Source organism: Pseudomonas sp. AF03-9 (genome assembly GCF_020515815.1).
In the GTDB taxonomy this organism is placed as follows: Bacteria; Pseudomonadota; Gammaproteobacteria; order Pseudomonadales; family Pseudomonadaceae; genus Aquipseudomonas.
Genome location: NZ_JAHPJF010000002.1, coordinates 340,416 through 361,398 on the forward strand (window position 1 = coordinate 340,416; position 20,983 = coordinate 361,398).

Consider the following 20,983-nt stretch of genomic DNA (forward strand, 5'->3'; position numbering starts at 1 on the left):
ATGTCTCGGTCGCGCCTGTGCCCACCGGGAGGAACTAACCGAATGAGAGTCTGGGCAGTTGCCAATCAAAAAGGTGGAGTCGGCAAGACCACCACCTCCATCGCCTTAGCCGGCTTGCTGGCCGAGGCGGGCAAGCGTGTGGTCGTGGTCGACCTCGACCCCCACGGCTCGATGACCAGCTACTTCGGCTACGACCCGGATGCGCTGGAACACAGCTGCTACGACCTGTTCCTGCACAAAGGCAGTGTGCCGGCCGACCTGCCGGGGCAACTGCTGCTGCCCACCAGCAACGACAACATTTCCCTGTTGCCGTCGAGCACCGCGCTGGCCACCCTTGAGCGCCAGTCGCCGGGGCAGAGCGGCCTGGGCCTGGTGATCGCCAAGACCTTGGCGCAACTGTGGCAGGACTTCGACTACGCCATCATCGACAGCCCGCCGTTGCTCGGCGTGCTGATGGTCAACGCCTTGGCGGCCAGCCAGCAACTGGTGATCCCGGTACAGACCGAGCACCTGGCGGTCAAAGGCCTGGAACGCATGGTCAGCACCCTGGCGATGATCAACCGCTCGCGCAAGCAGGCGCTGCCGTACAGCATCGTGCCGACCTTGTTCGACCGCCGTACCCAGGCGTCCCTCGGCACCTTGCGCGTATTGCGCGATGCCTACCCGGATACCATCTGGAACGGCTACATCCCGGTGGACACGCGCCTGCGTGACGCCAGCCGCGCCGGCCTCACGCCGTCACAGTTCGACGGCAAGAGCCGTGGCGTGATGGCCTACCGCGCGCTGCTCAAACACCTGTTGTCCCAGCAACTTGTGGCGCAGGTGGCTTGATGAACCGTCCTGTCGAACTTAAGACCCGGCCACAACTGGCACTGGAATCCTACCTGGATGCCCTGCTGCAGGAGGCGACCGCCGAAGAGTTGCCCGAGCCGATTCTGGTGCTTGAGCCAGAAAGCACGCTGGATGAATTCCAGTTGGCAGTGCTCGAAGAACAAGCCCGTGATGCCCACGTTGCCCCGGTTGTAGCGCCATTTGAGCCCGTGGTGGTCGCCCCGGTGGTGGTCGAGCCGGTGGTCGAAGTGCACCTGCCGCCGAGCATCACGCCACCGCCGGTCACTGGTGATGGTCGCCCAAGCTGGGCTGCCGAGCCGTTCGAGTGCCTGCTGTTCGACGTCGCCGGCTTGACCCTGGCGGTGCCGCTGGTGTGCCTGGGCTCGATCTACTCTCTGGAAGGCCAAGAGTTGACGCCATTGTTCGGGCAACCGGAGTGGTTCCTCGGCATCCTGCCCAGCCAGGCCGGCAACCTCAAGGTGCTCGACACAGCGCGCTGGGTGATGCCCGACCGCTACCGCGACGACTTCCGCCAGGGTTTGCAATACGTGATCTCGGTGCAGGGCTACGAGTGGGGGCTGGCGGTGCATCAAGTCAGCCGCTCGTTGCGCCTGGACCCGAACGAAATCAAATGGCGCAGCCACCGGGGCCAGCGGCCTTGGCTGGCGGGCACCGTGATCGAACACATGTGCGCATTGCTCGACGTGTCCGAATTGGCCGAGCTGATCGCCAGTGGGGCCGTCAAGTCGATGCCCGGTAACACACGCAGTTGATTGAACAATAAGGGCCGCGCGCAAGTGCGGCCAACGAAGTACACACGCCGTTTCAACGGCATTTGAAGGGGTCAGGGGTATGAACAACAAGTCAGCGTCCGCACAAGGTTTGGATGATCCGATCCTGCAATGGGTAACCTTCAAGCTGGACAACGAGTCCTATGGCATCAACGTAATGCGCGTGCAGGAAGTGCTGCGCTACACCGAGATCGCGCCGGTACCGGGTGCGCCGAGCTACGTGCTGGGCATCATCAACCTGCGCGGCAACGTGGTGACGGTGATCGACACCCGCCAGCGTTTTGGCCTGGTGCCGACCGAAGTCAACGACAACACCCGTATCGTCATCATCGAAGCCGACAAGCAAGTGGTCGGGATCATGGTCGACAGCGTGGCGGAAGTGGTTTACCTGCGCCAATCGGAAGTGGAAACCGCGCCGAACGTCGGTAACGAAGAATCTGCCAAGTTCATCCAGGGCGTGTGCAACAAGAACGGCGAACTGCTGATTCTGGTTGAGCTGGACAAGATGATGAGCGAAGAAGAATGGTCGGATCTGGAGAACATCTGATTGTTTCTTGAAGCGGCAGTGATCGTCCTGGCCCTGTTGTGGGTCGGGACGTTGGCCTTCCTGCTGCGCTATTTGCGCCAGCAACGGGAAGTGGCCCTGCAACAGGCCGAGCGCGACGCCGTGCGCGACCGGCGTGTGGTCGAGCTGGCCAAGCGTGTCGATCACTTCCAGCAAAGTGCGGTGCGGGTCGGGGACGAGGTGCATGAACTGCGCGCGATCCTCGCACCGTTGCCGGACAAGCTGGCGCAGATCGAGCAGCGTGATCCGTCGAGCCTGTCGTTTGCCCAGGCGGCGAAGCTGGTGGGCATGGGCGCGACGGTGGATGAGCTGACCCAGTCTTGCGGCCTGACCCAGGCCGAGGCGCAGTTGATGAGCAAGTTGCACAAGAGCTGATCCTTGGTTTCATCCCAACTGTAGTGAGCGGGCTTGCCCCGCGCTGGGTGGCGAAGCCGCCCCAATCCAGGTACCTCGGTCTTCCTGAAAAACCGCGTCGGCCCGTTTGGGGCGGCTGCGCCACCCAGCGCGGGGCAAGCCCGCTCACTACAGTTGTGTAGATCGGGATATGAAGCTGTACAAAAGTTGAATTTTTGTCGAGTCTGGAGAAATCAGCTCTAGGCCTCGAGATAGAGCCTTCAACACTAAAATCCGAGCCTTTCCCACCCCCCGTTTTTGCGAAATGTGTCACAAGGCCATACATCCCGATGGCACTTTTATGTCTTTGTGGTGACCAACCTGCGCATGTAGGAAGTTTCACTCACAAGGATGCGAAATGTCTTTCGACGCTCTACCTAGAACAAAACCCTCTGTTTTGCTGCAGTCTTGCGTCGCCACCTGCTCCCTTGTCGGTTTTCTAACCAGCGCGGCGGCACTCGCGGCTGAACTTCAAGTGCCTGCCCAGCAATTGCTCCTGCAGCAACAACGTGAACGTGCCCAGCGCGAGCAGTTGGAGCCGTCCCCCGACGTGCGTCTCGAAGCTCCGCAAGACAGCACCGGCACCCTGCGTCTGCCGCGCAATGAAACGCCGTGCTTCAAGATCGACCGCGTGGTCCTCACCGGCGAGCAATCCGAAGATTTCCAGTGGGCCTTGCGTGCCGCCAACCCGAGCGACGATCCGGTGCTGGGCCAATGCATCGGCTCTGCCGGTATCAACCTGACGATGAAACGCATCCAGAACGCGATCATCGCCAAGGGCTTCATCACCACCCGCGTCCTCGCCCAGGCCCAGGACTTGAACCAGGGCACGCTGGCGTTGGTGCTGGTGCCGGGGCGCATCAAGCACATCCGTTTCGCCCCGGGCACCTCCAGCCGCGCCAACTACTGGAACGCCATGCCCGCGTCGCCTGGCGATGTGCTCAACCTGCGCGACATCGAACAGGCGCTGGAAAACTTCAAGCGCGTGCCCACCGCCGAAGCCGACGTGCAGATCACGCCGGCCGAAGGCGCGGACGCGCAGCCGGGGGAGAGCGATGTGGTGATTGCCTGGAAGCAGGCGATTCCGGTGCGCGTCAGCCTGTCGGTGGACGACTCCGGCAGCAAACAGACCGGCAAATACCAGGGCAACGTCGCCCTGTCGCTGGACAACCTGGCGAGCCTCAACGACCTGTTCTACATCAGCTTCAACCACGACCTGGGCGGCGGTCAGAGCGGCGATCGCGGCTCGAAGGGCCACACCGTGCACTACTCGGTGCCCTACGACTATTGGCAGTTGAGCCTGACGTCCAGCGAATACGACTACCACCAGACGATCGCCGGGGTGAACCAGGCCTATTCCTACAGTGGCCGCAGCCGGACCAACGAGGTGCAGCTGTCACGGGTGATCTACCGCGACGCAGTGCGCAAGACCACCGTGTCGGTCGGCGGCTGGAGCCGCACTTCCAGCAACTACGTCGAAGACACCGAAATCGAATCGCAACGGCGGCGCATGGCCGGTTGGCAGGCCGGGATCAATCACCGTGAATTCATCGGCGCCAGCACCCTCGACCTTGGCGTGGGTTATCGCCGTGGCACCGGCGCCCGCGATGCACTGCGTGCCCCCGAAGAAGAAACCGGCGAAGGCACCTCGCGCTCGCAGATCATCAGCGCCAACGCGCAATTGCAGGTGCCGTTCACCCTGGCCGATCAACGCCTGCGTTACGTCGCGGGCTGGCGCGGGCAGTGGAACCGCACGCCGCTGATCCCTCAGGACCGCTTTTCGATTGGCGGGCGCTACACCGTGCGCGGCTTTGACGGCGAGCAGATCCTGTCGGCCGAACGCGGCTGGACGTTCAGCAACGACCTGGGCCTGAGCCTGGCCAACACCGGCCAGGAGCTGTACCTGGGCGTGGACTACGGCGAAGTCGGCGGGCATTCCACCCAGCACCTCGCGGGCCGACGCCTGGCTGGTGCGGTGGTGGGCCTGCGCGGCGGCTACAAGCAGTTTTCCTATGACATCTACACCGGCAAACCCCTGGAAAAACCCAAGGGTTTCCAGACCGCCGACGTGACCAGTGGCTTCAGCGCCAACTGGTCGTTTTGAAGGAGCCCAGCATGCGCCACGACACCCTGGAGGTGCTCGCCCCCGAGCGCGCCGACAGCGCCATCGACGAAGCCCAGGTGCTGGGCTCGGCGGTGTGGCTGTGGATGCACTCGGCGGCCCATCGCGATGCGCCGTTGCACAGCCTGTCGAGCCTGTTGTTGCCGGCGATCAAGCGGCGTCAGTTCATCTTGATCAGTGAGGAAGGGCGGCCGGTGTTTTTCCTGTCATGGCTCAACCTCAGTGCCGAGGCCGAGGCGCGCTACCTGCGTGCACCCGCGGTGTGCCTGCCGGCAGAAGACTGGGACAGCGGCGATCGGTTGTGGGTCAACGACTGGGTTGCGCCGTTCGGCCATACCCGGCGGATCAGCCGCTTGCTGCTGCGGCGTCTGTGGCCCACGAAGGTGTTCCGCGCGCTGCACCACAAAGGCGAAGAGCGCGGTTTGCGCGTCTTGAACTTCCAGGGTATCGCCGTCCTGGACCTGGAGGCGCAAGCCTGGTTTGCCACTCACCCGTTACCCAGCGACGCGCTCTGATCGGTCACCGCGCAAAGGATTTGCATGAACAAGCATCTATTTCGAGTTGTCTTCAACCGCGCCCGTGGCCTGCTGATGGTGGTGGCCGAGAACGTCAAGAGTGCCTGCAAGGCCCCCGGCACCACACGCGCCGTGGCCCAGGCCGGCCCGCTGGTGGCGACGCTCACGCCCCTGCGCTTTGCGCTGATGCTGGGCATGGGCTGGGTCGCGCTGGTCGCGCCCGTCCAGGCTCAGGTCGTGGCGGACGGCTCCGCGCCTGCGGGCCAGCGCCCGACTATCGGCGCCGCCGGTAACGGTGCGCCCGTGGTGAACATTACGGCGCCGAGCGGCGCGGGCGTGTCGCGCAACACCTATTCGCAGTTCGATGTGGACAAGCGCGGGGTGATCCTCAACAACGGCGCGACCAACAGCCAGACTCAACTGGGCGGCTGGATCGAAGGCAACCGCGCGCTGGCCAACGGCAGCGCACGGGTGATTCTCAACGAGGTCAATTCGAACAACCCGAGCCAGTTGCGCGGCTTTGTCGAAGTTGGCGGTTCCAAGGCCCAGGTGGTGATTGCCAACCCGTCGGGCATCACCTGTGAAGGCTGCGGTTTTATCAACGCCGACCGCGCCACGCTGACCACTGGGCGCGCGCAGTTCGAGAATGGCTTGATCAGCGGCTATCAAGTCTCGGGCGGCAAGGTCACGGTCGGCGGCGCAGGCATGGACAGTACCCGCGCCGACTACACCGAGATCATCGCGCGCACCGTCGAGGTGAACGCCGGGATCTGGTCGAAAGACCTGACCATCAAGACCGGCACCAGCGGCCAGCCGCCGGCAGACACGCCCGCAGTGGCCATTGACGTGGCGCAGCTGGGCGGCATGTATGCCGGCAAGATCACCCTGGTCGGCAACGGCGCCGGTGTGGGCGTGCGCAACGCCGGGCAGATCGGCTCCAGTGCCGGCGAAGTGGTGATCAGCAGCGACGGGCGTATCGAAAACCGTGGCCAGATCAGCAGCGCCACCGACCTGACGGCCACGGCCGACAAGGGCATCGACAACAGCGGCACGCTGTTCGCCCAGGGCAACCTGGCGCTGACCACTGGCGCCGATATCGACAACAAAGGCATCGCGTCGGCCCAAGGCAATGCACGCCTGAGCGCCACTGGAGCGATTCGCAGCCACACAGGTTCGGCCCTGGCGGCGGGCGTCGACAGTGCCGGCAAGCTGGGCAACAGCGGCTCGCTGACCCTGACCTCGGCGGGCACGATCACGACCAAGGGGCAGAACCTCGCGGCACAAAAACTCACCGCCAACGCCGCCCAGGTCGACCTGAGCGACAGCCAGACCTCGGCCCAGACCGTCGAGCTGACCAGCACCAATGGCAACCTGGACCTGCGCCGCAGCCGCGTCACCGCAGGCCAGGCGCTGACCGCCAACGCCAACCAGAGCTTGCTCAGCGATGCGGCCCAGGTGGGCGCGGCGCAGATCAGCGTCACCGCGCTGGACCTGTCCAACGCCGCCGGCAAATGGGTCCAGACCGGCAACGGCGGCATGCGTGTGACCGTCACGCGCAACCTCGATAACACCGGCGGCACCCTCGCCAGCGGCGGGCGCCTCGACGTGAGTGCCAACACCCTGGGCAACCGTGGAGGCCTGGTGCAGTCCGGTGCGCAGGGCGACCTGGCCGTCACTGCGCGCGAGCACCTGGACAACGCAAACGGCAAGCTGGTGACCGCCGCGCAACTGACCCTCGACGGCGGCACCCTGGATAACAGCAGCGGGCAGATCACCGCAGGCGGCGCGCTGGGTATCAACGCCGCGCAGTTGAACAACGCCAAGGGCACCGTCGCCGCCACGCAAAACCTGACAGTCACCGCCGGTAGCGTATTGAACCAGGGCGGTACGCTTGGTTCGGTGGCCGGCGATCTGCTGCTCAACAGCACTACCACAGCGCTCGACAACACCGGCGGCCGCCTCGAGGCGACCAAGGCATTGACCGTCAACGCCCAAGGGTTGACCAACAGCGGTGGCGTGGTCACCGCCGCGCAACTGCGCGTCGACACCCACGGCCAACAGCTGGACAACAGCGGTGGCACCCTCAACGCCAGCGACACCCTGACCCTCGACAGCGGCGCGCTGAACAACGACGGCGGCATCGTGCAGGCCAAGTCGAGCCTCAAGGTGGACACCCATGGCCAGTTGCTGACCAACCGCGATTCGGGCAGCACCGGCGGCATCCTCGGCCAGCGCGACGTCACCGTGCACGCCGGGCAGTTGCTCAACGACCGTGGCTTTATCGGCAGCGCCAGCACCTTGCAGGTATACGCCCAGCAACTGAGTAACCAGGCCGGTCTGTTGCGTGCCGACGGGCATCTGTTGCTGAGCAGCGCCAGCGTGGATAACAGCAGCACCCAGGGCGCCAACCAGGGCATCAAGGGCCAGTCTGTCGCGATGGATGCAGACAATGTCAGCAACCGCAGTGGTTCTATTGTTTCCGACACCACCCTGAGCGTCACCGGCAGCGGTACCGTGGACAACGAACAGGGGATTCTCTCGGCCGGTAGCAACCTGACCGTAGCCGACCGCGACCTCGCGCAAAAACGCCAGGTCATCAACAATGGCGCAGGCACCTTGATTGCCGGCCAATCGCTGTTGATCGACAGTGCCAACTACACCGGCAGTGGCAAGGTGTTGAGCCTGGGCGACCTGACGTTCCGCCTGACCCAAGACTTCATCAACAGCGGCCTGTTCCAGGCCAACGGCAATGTGGCACTGGCGACCGCCGGGCGGCTGACCAACGTGGGCACCTTGCAGGCGGGCAACCTGCTGCGCCTCGACGCCAACGTGATCGACAACGGCGCCGCTGGCGTGATCAGCGCACGTAGCGTGCAGGCCAATGCGGCCACACAACTGGACAACCGTGGCCTGATCGACGCCGAGACCACTCGCCTGGGCACCGCAACCCTGAACAACCTTGGCACCGGGCGCATCTACGGTGATCAACTGGCGATTGCCGCCGGCACGCTCAACAACACCCTCGAAGGCGCATCGGCCGCGACCATTGCCGCACGCAACCGCCTGGACATCGGCGCGCAGGTCCTCAACAACCGCGAACACGGGCTGATCTTCAGCACCGGCAACCTGTTCATCGGCGGTGCACTGGATGCCAACGACCAGGCCAGCGGCCAGGCGCAGGTGTTGAACAACGCCAGTGCCACCGTCGAAGCGCTGGGCAGCCTGACTGTCAACGCCAGGCAGATCAACAACACCAACGAACACTTCGCCACCCAGCAAGTGCAGGTGTCCACCCAGGCGTTGCAGGAATACCTGCTGTCGGGCTCGACCAACCGCTACCTGCCGGGGCAGATCTCGCTGTACAACGACGAGGTGCTGCACCTCGTCACCCCGGAAGGCTACGGCACGCGCTGGAACCGCTATGACTACACCCGCACCGTCACCCAGACGCAGATCGTCGCTTCGGACCCGGCGCAAATGCTCGCCGGCGGCAATATCAACCTGATTGCCGACCAGGTGTACAACGACAAGAGCCGGATCATCGCCGGCCAGGCGTTGAACGCCAGCGTCGGTTCGGTAATCAACACCGAATTGAGCGGCCAGAAAGTCACGTCCGACAGCGGCACTTTGTCCAGCTACTACCGCATCCAGCGCAAAGGCCGTGACCGCCAGGGCCTGAACGTCACGGCCTATACCCCGGCGCCGTTGATCGAGCAGATCTCGCTGACGCCGACCGTCTTTACCGAGTACGCGGCCATCAACGGCACGGGCACCCAGGTCGGCGCGCTGGTGCTGGCCAAGGTCACCGACAGCGCGGCGGGTACCGGTGACCTGGCCGGTGCCGGGCGCACCTATGCGGTCAGCCCGATCAGCCAGGTGCAGGCGCTGACCCAACAGAACGCGACCGGCGCGGTGGAGCAGATCCGTACCGGCGGTTTCAACCCGGACCTGCCCAACAGCAGCCTGTACCAGATCAACCCGAACAGCACCGCCGGTTACCTGGTGGAGACCGACCCGCGGTTTGCCAACTACGGCAAGTGGCTGTCGTCGGACTACATGCTCGAACGCCTGAACCTTGACCCGGCGGGCACTCAGCAACGCCTGGGCGACGGGTTCTACGAGCAGAAGCTGATCCGCGAACAAGTCGCGCAGCTCACCGGGCGCCGGTTTGTCGACGGCTATGCCAGCGACGAAGCGCAATACCGCGGCATGATCGACAGCGCCGTGACCCTGGCCGACCAGTGGAAACTGATCCCGGGCGTGGCGCTGACCGCCGAGCAAATGGCGCAGTTGACCAGCGACATCGTGTGGCTGGTGTCCAAGGACGTCACCCTGGCCAGCGGCGAAGTGCGCCAGGTGCTGGTACCGCAGGTGTATGTGCGGGTTCGCGAAGGCGATGTGGATGGCTCGGGCGCGTTGATGGCCGGGCGCACCCTGAACCTGGATGTACGCGGTGACCTGGTCAACTCGGGCAGCCTGGCCGGGCGCGACGGTGTGACCATCAGCGTGCAGAACCTCGACAACCTCGGCGGGCGCATCCAGGGCAACGACGTGTCGCTCAATGCCAGCCAGGACCTGAACAACATCGGTGGCCTGATCAGCGCCAACAGTCGCCTGGCGTTGAGCGCCGGCAATGACATCAACGTGCGTTCGATCACCACCGACAGCACCAGCGAGCAGGGCATCCGCACCGCGTTGTCGCGGGTGGCCGGGCTGTACGTGTCGGCCCCGGCGGCGAACCTGATTGCCACGGCGGGCCATGACATCAACCTGCAAGCGGCCCAGGTCAGCAACACGGGCGTCGGCGGCAAGACCGCGCTGGTGGCGGGCAACGACATCACCTTGAGCACGCTCAAAGAGTCCTATACCCAGGCCAACCAGTGGGACGGCGACAACTGGCGCAAGGAAGCCGGGCGCAATGAGGTCGGCAGTTCGGTACAAGCCAACGGCGACATTCGCCTGGGCGCCGGGCGTGACGTGCAGGCACGCGGTGCGCTGGTCAACAGTGACGCCGGCGCGGTGTCGGTCAGCGCGCTGCGCGACATCAACGTCGAGGCCAGCGAGCGCTTCAACAGTGCGGACGAGGCGCACAAGGTCAAGGGCAGCAACGGCATGTTCTCCAGCAAGACCACCACCACCCGCGACACGGTGGCCCAGACCACCGCGCAAGGCTCGACGTTCAGCGGCGAGCAGACGGTGATGCAGGCGGGCAACAACATCACCCTCACCGGCAGCAACGTGGTCTCGACCTCGGGCACGGCGCTGGTGGCGGGCAATGACATCAAGGTGTTGGCGGCCACTGAGACCCTCGACGAAAAACACACCAAGGACGTGAAGACCAGCGGCATGTTCAGCGGCGGCGCGATTGCCGTCACCATCGGCTCGCAGCAGCAGACCAACAAGGACAGCAGCCAGCAGATCACGGCCGCCGCCAGCAGCGTCGGGTCCACCGACGGCAATGTGCTGATCAGCGCGGGCGGCGAATACCGCCAGGTTGGCAGCAATGTGAGTGCGCCCAAGGGCGATGTGTCGATTGACGCATCCGAGGTCAATATCCTCGAAGCGCGCAATCTCGCCGCGCAGCAACAGGAGCAGCGCTTCAAGCAGACCGGCGTGAGCCTGACCCTGACCAACCCCATCGTGAACGCGGTGCAAACCGGCCAGCGCATGAACAAGGCCGCCGATCGCACCGACGACAAGCGCATGAAAGCCCTCGCCGCGCTGAACACCGCCTGGGCCGCCAGCGAAGCCCATACCCAGGTGATGGCCGACCCGGCAGCGGCGGGCGGGATCAACTTGAGCATCGCCTTGGGCATGAACAAGAGCGAGAACAAAAGCGAGCAGACTTCCAACACAGCGGCCGGCTCGACGGTAGCGGCGGGGCACGATGTGTCGATTGTGGCCACGGGCGGCAAGCGCAACAACGACCTGACCGTGCAGGGCAGCCAGATCACTGCCGGCAACGATGCGTTGCTCAAGGCCGACGGCAATATCCTGCTGGCGGGTGCGCAGAACACCATCGAGCAGCACAGCACCAACAAAAGCGTGAACGGCAGCCTGGGGATTGGGATCTCTTTCGGCAGCGAGAAAAACGGCCTGAGTTTCAACGCTTCAGCCTCCCAGAGCCGTGGCAATGCCGATGGCAACGACTTGGTCTGGAGCAACACCCACGTGACAGCGGGCAACCAGGCCAGCCTGATCTCCGGCAAGGACACCACCCTGCGCGGTGCAGTGGTCTCGGCCGACAAGGTCAAGGCCGACGTCGGCGGCGACTTGAATATCGAGAGCCTGCAAGACACCAGCACATTTGCCTCCGAGCAGAAGAGCATGAGTGCCGGCATCAGCATCTGCATCCCGCCGGTCTGCGCTGGCGCGGCGACGGCCAGCTTCAGCTCGAGCAACACCAAGCAGAAGTCCAACTTTGCCAGCGTCATCGAGCAATCGGGCATTCGCGCCGGCGACGGTGGTTTCGACCTCAACGTACGCGGCAACACCGGCCTCAAGGGCGGCGTGATTTCCAGCACCGACAAGGCCATCGCCGACGGCAAGAACAGCCTGACCACCGGCACGCTGACCGTGGCCGACATCCACAACACCTCCGAAGCCAGCGTCAAGACGTCAGGGGTGGAGCTCAGTTCGGACATGCTCGACGGCAAGCTCGGCACGGCCAAGGCGCTGCTCGCCAACAGCCTCGCCAACGGCTCGGACTCCGACTCCGCCGCCAGCGAGACCCGCAGCGCCATCAGCGCTGGCACCCTGGTCATCACCAATGCCGAGCGCCAGCGCGTGGTCGCCGGCATGAGCGTCGACCAGACGATTGCCAACCTCAACCGCAATACCGAGGCTGCCCATGCTGCCGTGGAGCGTCTGGACGTGGCGGAAATGGGGCGCAAGGTCGAGGCTGAGCAAGAGATCAAGCGTGAGTTCTACAACCAGGTGTCGCTGCTGGCGGATGAGGCGTATCGCAAGATCTTCCTTGAGAAGGCGCGGGTGTATGAGGTGTTGAAGGATGAGAATGGCAAGGCGCTGCTGCTCGATGGCAAGAAGGTTCAGTACCGCGAGTTGAGCGACGAAGAAAAGCAGCACCTCAAGCCTGGCCCGGACGGCAAGGTACATATCGCCAACAACGGCATTTTCAACGACGCCGACGGTGCCGCCAAATATGCCGAGCAACACAGTTCGGCCGACACTGGGCCGCAGTATCTGATCCATTTCGAGAAGGCCAACAACTTCACGTCGGAGTTGATGATCGCGGCGTATCAGAAGAACCTGGAAAACGATTTCTGGGGCCTGTCCAACGCGACGGTGCAGACCAAGGAATACATGGTCCAGTTCGGTCAGAGCGGGTTGCATATCGACGGGCATAGCCGTGGCACCATGACCACGGGCAATGCCATGGAGTCGTTGGTACGTGATCAAGCGAACGTTGGGCTGTTGGGTGATACATCGATGAACTTCTTCGGGGCGGCGTATGGGGTGAAAAAGGCCGATACGCTATTGGGGATATTGCAGGACCGTACAAAAATCACCTCGGCGGAACAGCGCGACGGGTTGATCTTGAAGTATCAGAACCATGACTTCGACCCCGTTGCCCGCACACCGGGCGTAGGGTTCAACCCGGGGACTGGCGGCAACATTCCCGATGGCAGTAATCGCTTGTGGGAGTGGTTGAAGGTATTTGGTGCTGAGAACACCGTGCATAACTGCTACGCCAATGGCGGAGAAGCGTGCCGCAAATACTGGAGCCACTCCCCCACGGGCAAGCCAGAGTTCGTCAAGGTCCCGCAATCATGAGGAATCCGAATATGTTCAAGATTACCGTTATGTTGAGTCTGTGCCTTTTGGCACTCGGCGCGTGTACGCCCTTCCAGCCTCCGCCTGGGTCCTACACCCAATGGAAAAAGAAGGGGGTCTCCCAGCAGGGCGTCGACGACGCAATGCGTGCTTGCGGGTACACCAACCTTGATGGTGTGGGAGACAAGTCGCCAATTGATGTGGTGCTGACGCGCTTCTACTGCATGAAGGATGCAGGTTTTACCCGCAAGGACAACCTGGACCTGTGCAAGGAAGGCCGCATCGGCGAATCGCCGGTTTGCGAAGGCCGCCGCTAATCCATCACTAAAAGGAACCAAGGAATGATCGATCTACGCAATGGACTGTACGGCGCCGCGCTGGTGCTGGCGGCAACCACCCTGGGCGGTTGCGCCTCGTCGGCCGCTGTTACGGGCGAGCCAGGAGTGAATATGGGTGACAGCTACCAGAAGGTACTCGCCGTGGTCAGCCGTAACAACACCGTGACCAAGCAAGTCGATGGCCAGGGCTTTCGCGCCGAGGGCTATTCGCCGATGTTCAAGGATTGCCGCGCCAAGTACTTCCTGTTCCAGGGCGCCGATGGCTTGCAGCGCGTGAGCTACGAGCCGGCGCCGCACCTGTCGGTCAACCAGAACTGCCGCCAGCCCCAGTAGTGAGCGGGCTTGCCCCGCGCCGGGTGGCGAAGCCGCCCCAATCCATACACCGCGTTTATCCTGTTAAACCGTGTCGCCAGGTTTTGGGGCGGTTTCGCCACCCAGCGCGGGGCAAGCCCGCTTACTACAAGGATGTGCTGATGAAGTATCCAAGCGTTATTGCTGTTGTGTTGTTCGCGCTAAGCGGCTGCGGCCAGGTGGCGAACATCCGTTCGTTGTCCACCGGCTACGTACCGCCGCAAAGCGGCGAGACTGCGCGGGTGCGCATTGTCACCGACGGCCTGGTGCGCGCCGTGCCTGGGCGTGATTGCCTGGACTGGAACGTGCCGGGCGCCGGGGTGATGGCGTCGGTGAAAGCAGGTTTTCCCGATCACAACGGCGAAAACCTCGGCATGCCCGGGCCGATCTACTCGTGGGCCGGTGCGGTCACGTCGGAGTTGGTGGTGCCGGCGAACAAACCCATCGCGTTCCATTATCTGGGGCGGCTGCAATACCCTCGCCAGTGCGCCAAGACCATGACCTTTGTCCCCAAGCCAGGGCGTGACTACATGGTGCAGGCGTCCATGTCGGCAGATTGTTCGATCCTGCTCGACGAGTTGCCGGTGGACGGCAAGCAATGGCTGCGGATCGAACCGACCCCGGTGGGCAAAGTCCCGATGTGCAACGCGATGGATAATTTCTAGGGCGGCAGATTAATTTGCCTCGCCGATGGCTTTTTTCCGGTTGCCAAAGGTCCACATCCTTCATGCACCTTTGAATCCAGGAGTAAGCCCGCTATGACCAGCCCCAAGGCACTGTTGATCCTTCACGGCAAGCAAGCCCTCAACGAGGACGTGCGCGCCGCGGTGCTGGCTCGGCGTGAGCAGGGCTGGGAGTTGGCGGTGCGCGTCACGTGGGAGGGCGGCGACGCCAGGCGCCTGGTGCATGAGGCGCTGGACGCGGGCTACACCCACCTGATCGCCGGCGGCGGGGATGGCACCTTGCGCGATGTCGCCGAAGCCATGGCCCAGGCCAAGACCGACGCGAGCCTGGTGCTGATGCCCCTGGGTACCGCCAATGACTTCGCCCGCGCCGCCGGTGTGCCGCTGGCGCCAGCCGAGGCCCTGGCCCTGTTGGACGTGCCGCCCAAGGCCATCGACCTCGGCCAGGCCGGCGAACAGATTTTTCTGAACATGGCCACCGGCGGCTTCGGCAGCCAGGTCACCGCCAACACCTCCGAAGACCTGAAAAAAGTGCTGGGCGGCGCCGCCTATCTGTTCACCGGGCTGACGCGCTTCAGCGAGCTGAAGGCGGCCTATGGCGAACTGGAAGGGCCGGGCTTTCACTGGAAGGGCGACCTGCTCGCGCTGGGCATCGGCAACGGTCGCCAGGCGGGCGGTGGGCATGTGCTGTGCCCGGGGGCGATGGCCGACGATGGGCTGCTCGACATCAGCATCCTGCCGGCGCCGCAGGAAGTGGTCGGCACGTTGCTGACCCTGATGACCGATGGCGGTCTGGACAATATCTTCGTGCGGGCGCGGTTGCCGTGGGTCGAGATCAAGGTGGCCGACGGGCTGTATATCAACCTCGACGGCGAGCCGCTCAAGGGCGACGACTTGCGTTTCAGTGCACTGCCCAAGGCCTTGCGCGTGCACCTGCCGGTGGGTTCGCCGCTAGTCGTCGAGGCTGATGATTTGCTCGCGCACCGCGAATAACACCAGGCCCGCCACGTCGAAAATCTGCAGGCGCTTCATGATCTGCGAACGGTGCGCCTCCACGGTCTTGATGCTCAAGCCCAGGCCGTGGGCGATCTCCCGGGTGGACTTGCCGCGCACGATCAAACGCAAAATCTCCAACTGGCGCGCCGTGAGGTTGTGACTGTGGGCGATGGCCGCGGCGGGCGCCTGGTTGCGCACCAGCGCCTGGTTGATCACCGTATGGGCAATCGCCGGGCTCAGGTAGCGTTCGTTGTTGCGCAGCGCCAGCAGGGCATGTTCCAGCTCGCTGGCGCTGGTGTCCTTGAGCAGGTAGCCGTGGGCGCCAGACTCCAGGGCACGCATGATCAGCTCCGGGTCGGTGTGCATCGACAGGATCAACACCTTGCACTTGGGATGGGCGCGCTTGAGCTGCTGCAACGCGTCCAGGCCGCCCATGTGCTTCATCGACAGGTCGAGCAGCACGATGTCCGGTTGCAGCGCGTCGAACTGCGCCAGCAACTGCGCGCCGTCGCCAGCCTCGCCGACCACCGCATAGCCGGGTATATCCATGATCAGCGCGCGCACGCCAGCCCGGATCAGCGCGTGATCATCCACCAGCAGTAAATTGCACGTCACTCTAGCACCTTAGGCGCGCTGGCCCGTTCGAGGGCGCGGGGTGCCCAGGGGAAAAGGGCGTCGATCCGCGTGCCGCAGCCTGGCTGGCTGAGCACCGCCAAGGTGCCCCCCAGTTGATCGATGCGCTCGACCATCCCGGCCATGCCCCGTTGCCCTTCCAGGCCGGGGTTGGAGGCGGGCAAAAAACCCTGGCCATCATCGCAGATGCTCAGCGACAGGCCTTCCGGCAAGCGTTGCAGGCGCACCCGCAGGTTGCGCGCCTGGGCGTGGCGCAACATGTTGGTCACCGCTTCCTGGGTGATGCGAAACGCGGCCACGGCCATTTCTTCGGGGATGCCGGTGAGCCGTTGCTGGCACTCCAGGCTCCAGTGGATGGGGGTGTTTTCCAGGGTCTTGAGCAGGTGCGCGCGCAGGCTCGCTTCCAGGCCCAGGCTCGCCAGCTGGCGCGGGTTGAGGATGGCGGACACATCGCGCACTTTCGCCAGGGTTTCACTCAGGGTGTTGCACAGCACCGTGCATTGGCCTTGCAGCTCTTGGGGCATGCGCCGTTGCAGCCATTCGCTTTGCAGCTTGGCGGCGGTCAGCAGTTGGCCAATGTCGTCGTGCAGTTCACGGCTGAGGCGGTGGCGTTCGTTTTCCTGGACTTGCAGCAGGCGGTCCGCCAGTTCCTGGGGTTGGAACTTGATGGATTTACGCGAGGACCACTGTTGCAGAGCAACGATGCTCAAGGTGCTCAGGTTGAGCAGGAGCAGCGCCAGCGGCACCGGCGCAGAGCGGCTGTAGGCCCAGAGGCTGATCAGCAGCGAACACAGGCACAACGCGAGAATGATGCGACGTGCCTGACTGCGGGAAATGGATTTGGCGAGGAGTGACTTGAGGCTGGCGTACATAGCGGATGCTTTTTCAGTTTTTATGCATCATGAAGTTGAGTCACTTCGAGGGCTGCATGGTAACACTTTGATTACCGTTGGTCGCCAAACGTCACTTTAGCAACGAAGGTTATATATCGCCGCTCGCGCTGTATAAGCGTGTGCTTATAACCGGCGTTATTTTGCCGGGATATAAGTGCACGTCGCGTATTAATTAATGTTGTCGTTTTTGGATAAGTCATTGATTAAAAGCGACAACTTTACCCAATCAGCATACAGTCATGACGCGTGATGCAGGCGCTGCTGTGGTTTATGGCCGAAGTTTTTCTGCGGGATCTGCAAGGCCACCGTCGCAATCAAAGTGGTTTGTTCGCTTTCGTCCAGGCCCAGTTCGCCGGTACGCGTGTCGATCAGTTCCAGTTGCCAGGCCAACAACGTCAGGCAGGCATGCAACGCATCCAGGGCCTGATCATGCAGTTGCAGCGGGTTGACGGCGTTGGCAATCAGGTACTGGATGTGCCGCGAGAATTCGCTGATGGCCTGCAGGGCCAGGCTATCGGCCTTTTCGGCTAGTTTGGTGAGGCTGAGTTTCATGCAGTCGATCGCATCGCTGTCGTTGCGGATCAGATGCAGGTGGCTCAGGCATTCTTCCGACTTGGCTAGCAGTGTTTCCGCTTCGAGCAGAAACTCTGGAAGTGCGGTTTGCCATTCGTTTGCGCTATTCATCATGCAAGTCTCCACAACGTAAGGTCGTAAGGTCGGGCGATGAGATGCCGCATCGGGTGAATGGCGTAAAACTAGCGCTGAAATATGACTTGGGTCTGTAGGGGGCGTCTGAACTTTTAGTAGGACGTTTATTTGAATGCACACAAAAACCGCGCATTGCCCACATCATTGGCGGCGTTTGCGCGGCTTTGGTTGCCAGCATGTAAATGTCTGGAAGACCCGTGGGCGGGGGGCTTGGCATAGCAAACAAAAGCCTGACTCCATTCATGCAAGTGAGAATGGCGTCACATTAATGGCTATTAGATATTGCGAATATCAGGTTGGGCCTGATTGCGTATAGGGGAATCCCTTATATGACGGAACCTTGCGTCGGTTTGAGTGTCGCCGTGGGTCGCAAGATTGCCATATGAAGCGTCAGGCCAGTAAAACATGATGTCAGTGTGACATCAATTAAATTACGTGGCATTTTAACGGGGTCAAGATCTGGCGGTCGCCGCCGATAAACAGCCATAAGTGAGCTACACAAACCCTTAGCGCATCAGGAGCTTTTAATGGCCGGCATTCTCGACACGGTAGATCAACGTACGCAACTGGTCGGTGAGAATCGCCTGGAGATCCTCATGTTTCGCCTGGCCGGGCGGCAGCTGTTCGCAATCAACGTGTTCAAGGTGCAGGAAGTCCTGCAATTGCCCAAGTTGACCCTGATGCCCCAGCGCCATCCGTTTGTCTGCGGCGTGGTCAACCTGCGCGGCCAGACGTTGCCGGTGATCGACCTGTCCCAGGCCATCGGCATGCGCCCATTGGTGCCGGGTCCGAACAGCACCATCATTGTCACCGAGTACAACCGCTCGGTGCAGGCGTTCCTGGTGGGCGGCGTGGACCGCATCGTCAACATGAACTGGGAAGCCATCCTGCCACCGCCGACCAGCGCCGGGCGCCAGCATTACCTCACGGCCATCAGCAAGGTTGACGACCAGTTGGTGGAAATCATCGACGTGGAAAAAGTCCTGGCCGAAATCGTGCCGTACAACGCCAAGGTCTCGCGGGAAAAACTCGAAGACCCGGTGCTGGAGCGTGCACGTGGCCGCGAAGTGCTGCTGGTGGATGACTCCAACGTGGCCCTGTCGCAACTGCGCGATACCCTCGGCCAACTGGGTGTGAAGATGCACATCGCCAGTGACGGCCTCAAGGCGTTGAACATGCTCAAGGCCTGGGCCGACGCCGGCCATGTGATGACCGACAAGCTGCTGATGATCTTCACCGACGCTGAAATGCCCGAGATGGACGGTTATCGCCTCACCACCGAGATCCGCAACGACCCGCGTCTGCGCAGTCTTTACGTGGTGTTGCACACCTCGCTGTCGGGCAGTTTCAACGAATCGATGGTGAAGAAGGTCGGCTGCGACAACTTCCTGTCCAAATTCCAGCCCGACAAGCTGGTGGACGTAGTACGTCAGCGCCTGATGTTGGACGAAGTGCCCGTTTGACCTGAGGCGAGGGAGCAAGCTCTGTCGCCACAGGTTCAGCACAAGGTGCCAGGAAGTGGGGATTGGGATAGGGTAGTGGCTTTCGTCCCAAGGAACGCAGGCCCATGCTTCGTCTCAGCGCGTTGTACCGTTACCCCTTGAAGTCCGGCAAGGCCGAGGTCTTGCAACAGATCGGCCTGGATAAACTCGGGCTGGACGGCGACCGACGCTGGATGCTGGTGGACGAGGCCAGCGGGCGTTTCCTCACCCAGCGTGCGGTGGCGAAGATGAGCCAGCTGTCGGCTCTGTGGAACAGCGCCGGTGGCCTGACCCTCAGCTCACCCGGCCACCCCGCGCTGGACGTGACGCTGCCCGGCAGCGACGCCGAGTTGCGCGGCGTGACCATCTGGCGCGACACCCTGCGCGTGCCGGATGCGGGTGATGCCGCGGCGGCCTGGGTCAGCCGTTTTATCGGCAAGCCCACACGCTTGGTACAGATCCCCCTGGAACGCGCCCGCACCACCGAAGCGGGTTACGGCAAGGACGATGACCAGGTCGCGTTCGCCGATGGTTACCCGTTGCTGGTGATCGGCCAGGCGTCCCTGGACGACCTGTCGCAACGCATCGGCCGTCCCATGGAAATGCTGCGTTTTCGCCCCAACCTGGTGATCGAAGGCAGTGCGGCCTTTGCCGAAGACGGCTGGAAACGCCTGCGCATCGGCGATGTGGAGTTTCGTGCGGTCAAGCCCTGCTCGCGTTGCATCCTCACCACCATCGACCCGCAGACCGGCGAGCGCAGCGCCGACCGTGAACCCTTCGCCACCCTGGAGACCTATCGCAAGACCGAGAACGGCGCGATCTTCGGGCAGAACCTGGTCAACGATGGCATCGGCCAACTGGCCGTCGGGATGCCGGTAACGATCCTGGAATAAAAAAAGCCCGTCTCCTGCGAGACGGGCTTTTTTTTCCGCACGCGACGGCTTAGCCGCGGTATTCGCACAGGTAAGCAGTATCTACGGCGACTTTCAGCTGGAACTTGCTGTTGGCCGGTACGTTGAACTGGCTGCCGGCGGCGAAGGTTTCCCACTCGCCGGCTTCAGGCAGCTTGACGGTCAGCGCGCCGGACACCACGTGCATGATTTCCGCTTGGGCGGTGCCGAATTCGTATTCACCCGGGGCCATCACGCCGATGGTCGCCGGACCTTCTGCGGTGCCGAAAGCGATCGACTTGACGGTGCCGTCGAAGTACTCGTTGACTTTAAACATGGGTGAATCCTCGGAAAAAGGGTCTGGAAAGGTCGGCCAGTATGCCCAAGGGCAGGGGAGCTGCCTAGACCGGCAAAATCAGCGGCAGCAGGCGTGCCGTGTTACGCGCATCCTCCAGGGCCCGATGTTGCTGGCCCTGGAACTGCATCCCCGCCAATTGCAGTGCGCCGTTGAGCCCCAGCGGCTTGTCCAGCCGCCGGGCCTTGGCGAAGCGTTGCTTGAGGTTCACATGGGGCGTTTGCGCCAGTGCGCTGGCCAGGCCATGGCGCTGCCATTCCAGCTCCAGTTGCTTGCGGTCGTAGTCACCCCAACTGCTCCAACCTTCCAGGCGCGCCTGATGCTGGGCCAGCCAGCGCTCGAACAGCGGCCACACCTCGGTGATCGGCGCGGCGCCGTCGATATTGGCCTGGGTGATGTGGGTCAGCTGGCGGCAGAAGGGCGTCAGCAAGGGCCGGCGCAGGGGCCGCACAAAGCGCTGGAAGTGATCCAGTTCGCGGCCCTGGCGGTTCACCAGACTCGCGCCGATCTCGATGACTTCCATCTCCGTCACGGGCCAGCCGCCGTCATCCGTGGTGGCTTCAAGGTCAATAACAAGCCAATGAGGCATCGTGCAGGTTCCCGTCTCTTCCCTTCTTGATGGGGATAGAGCGTAGCCCGGCCGC

General features: G+C 63.0%; 18 protein-coding genes. 13 read left to right on the forward strand and 5 right to left on the reverse strand.

Annotation, left to right across the window (positions count from 1 at the left end):
• Positions 1-42 precede the first annotated feature (42 nt).
• The 11 genes from LIY36_RS05215 to yegS all read left to right on the forward strand — a co-directional run bounded on the left by LIY36_RS05215 (position 43) and on the right by yegS (position 15,376).
• The gene (locus LIY36_RS05215) at positions 43-831 is read left to right on the forward strand and encodes a ParA family protein (RefSeq protein WP_226455007.1); all 789 of its coding nucleotides are present in this window, start codon (positions 43-45) and stop codon (positions 829-831) included.
• Positions 831-1,604 carry a CheW domain-containing protein gene (locus LIY36_RS05220; protein WP_192296987.1) on the forward strand — a complete coding sequence of 258 codons (774 nt, stop codon included), beginning with the start codon at positions 831-833 and terminating at the stop codon, positions 1,602-1,604. The genes LIY36_RS05215 and LIY36_RS05220 overlap by 1 nt, the downstream gene beginning before the upstream one ends.
• 79 nt (positions 1,605-1,683) lie before the next feature.
• On the forward strand, positions 1,684-2,169 hold the full coding sequence (locus LIY36_RS05225) for a chemotaxis protein CheW (protein ID WP_017735234.1): 486 nt from the start codon (positions 1,684-1,686) through the stop codon (positions 2,167-2,169).
• Complete coding sequence (locus tag LIY36_RS05230; protein ID WP_226455008.1) at positions 2,170-2,562, forward strand: DUF2802 domain-containing protein; 393 nt, start codon at positions 2,170-2,172, stop codon at positions 2,560-2,562.
• A gap of 493 nt (positions 2,563-3,055) precedes the next feature.
• Complete coding sequence (locus tag LIY36_RS05235) at positions 3,056-4,684, forward strand: ShlB/FhaC/HecB family hemolysin secretion/activation protein (protein ID WP_329959600.1); 1,629 nt, start codon at positions 3,056-3,058, stop codon at positions 4,682-4,684.
• A gap of 11 nt (positions 4,685-4,695) precedes the next feature.
• Positions 4,696-5,217, forward strand: a complete 522-nt coding sequence (locus LIY36_RS05240) for a toxin-activating lysine-acyltransferase (protein ID WP_192296984.1) — start codon at positions 4,696-4,698, stop codon at positions 5,215-5,217.
• Positions 5,218-5,241: 24 nt separating this feature from the next.
• The gene (locus tag LIY36_RS05245) at positions 5,242-13,011 is read left to right on the forward strand and encodes a hemagglutinin repeat-containing protein (protein ID WP_226455010.1); all 7,770 of its coding nucleotides are present in this window, start codon (positions 5,242-5,244) and stop codon (positions 13,009-13,011) included.
• Between the two features lie 11 nt (positions 13,012-13,022).
• Positions 13,023-13,328, forward strand: coding sequence for a hypothetical protein (locus LIY36_RS05250; RefSeq protein ID WP_192296982.1), 306 nt, complete (start codon positions 13,023-13,025; stop codon positions 13,326-13,328).
• Between the two features lie 24 nt (positions 13,329-13,352).
• Positions 13,353-13,682, forward strand: coding sequence for a hypothetical protein (locus LIY36_RS05255; protein WP_226455011.1), 330 nt, complete (start codon positions 13,353-13,355; stop codon positions 13,680-13,682).
• Positions 13,683-13,822: 140 nt separating this feature from the next.
• Positions 13,823-14,365, forward strand: coding sequence for a hypothetical protein (locus LIY36_RS05260; RefSeq protein ID WP_192296980.1), 543 nt, complete (start codon positions 13,823-13,825; stop codon positions 14,363-14,365).
• 93 nt (positions 14,366-14,458) lie between these two features.
• The gene (gene yegS, locus LIY36_RS05265) at positions 14,459-15,376 is read left to right on the forward strand and encodes a lipid kinase YegS (protein ID WP_192296979.1); all 918 of its coding nucleotides are present in this window, start codon (positions 14,459-14,461) and stop codon (positions 15,374-15,376) included.
• On the opposite strand, the gene LIY36_RS05270 is transcribed toward yegS, so the two are convergent.
• The 3 genes from LIY36_RS05270 to LIY36_RS05280 all read right to left on the reverse strand — a co-directional run bounded on the left by LIY36_RS05270 (position 15,335) and on the right by LIY36_RS05280 (position 17,592).
• The gene (locus LIY36_RS05270) at positions 15,335-15,994 is read right to left on the reverse strand and encodes a response regulator transcription factor (RefSeq protein ID WP_226455012.1); all 660 of its coding nucleotides are present in this window, start codon (positions 15,992-15,994) and stop codon (positions 15,335-15,337) included. The two genes, yegS and LIY36_RS05270, sit on opposite strands and share 42 nt — an antisense overlap.
• A complete protein-coding gene (locus tag LIY36_RS05275; protein WP_226455013.1) occupies positions 15,991-16,884 on the reverse strand; it encodes a sensor histidine kinase in 894 nt (297 codons plus the stop codon). The genes LIY36_RS05270 and LIY36_RS05275 overlap by 4 nt, the downstream gene beginning before the upstream one ends.
• A 258-nt stretch (positions 16,885-17,142) precedes the next feature.
• Positions 17,143-17,592, reverse strand: coding sequence for a hypothetical protein (locus LIY36_RS05280; protein WP_192296976.1), 450 nt, complete (start codon positions 17,590-17,592; stop codon positions 17,143-17,145).
• A gap of 548 nt (positions 17,593-18,140) precedes the next feature.
• Here LIY36_RS05280 and LIY36_RS05285 point away from each other — a divergent pair.
• Both LIY36_RS05285 and LIY36_RS05290 read left to right on the forward strand, forming a co-directional pair.
• On the forward strand, positions 18,141-19,076 hold the full coding sequence (locus tag LIY36_RS05285) for a chemotaxis protein CheV (RefSeq protein ID WP_226455014.1): 936 nt from the start codon (positions 18,141-18,143) through the stop codon (positions 19,074-19,076).
• A gap of 104 nt (positions 19,077-19,180) precedes the next feature.
• On the forward strand, positions 19,181-19,987 hold the full coding sequence (locus LIY36_RS05290; protein WP_192296974.1) for an MOSC domain-containing protein: 807 nt from the start codon (positions 19,181-19,183) through the stop codon (positions 19,985-19,987).
• A 49-nt stretch (positions 19,988-20,036) separates the two neighbouring features.
• Here LIY36_RS05290 and ppnP read toward each other — a convergent pair whose 3' ends face one another.
• The gene (gene ppnP / locus LIY36_RS05295) at positions 20,037-20,321 is read right to left on the reverse strand and encodes a pyrimidine/purine nucleoside phosphorylase (protein ID WP_192296973.1); all 285 of its coding nucleotides are present in this window, start codon (positions 20,319-20,321) and stop codon (positions 20,037-20,039) included.
• 64 nt (positions 20,322-20,385) lie between these two features.
• Positions 20,386-20,928, reverse strand: coding sequence for an exonuclease domain-containing protein (locus LIY36_RS05300; RefSeq protein ID WP_192296972.1), 543 nt, complete (start codon positions 20,926-20,928; stop codon positions 20,386-20,388).
• Positions 20,929-20,983 lie beyond the last annotated feature (55 nt).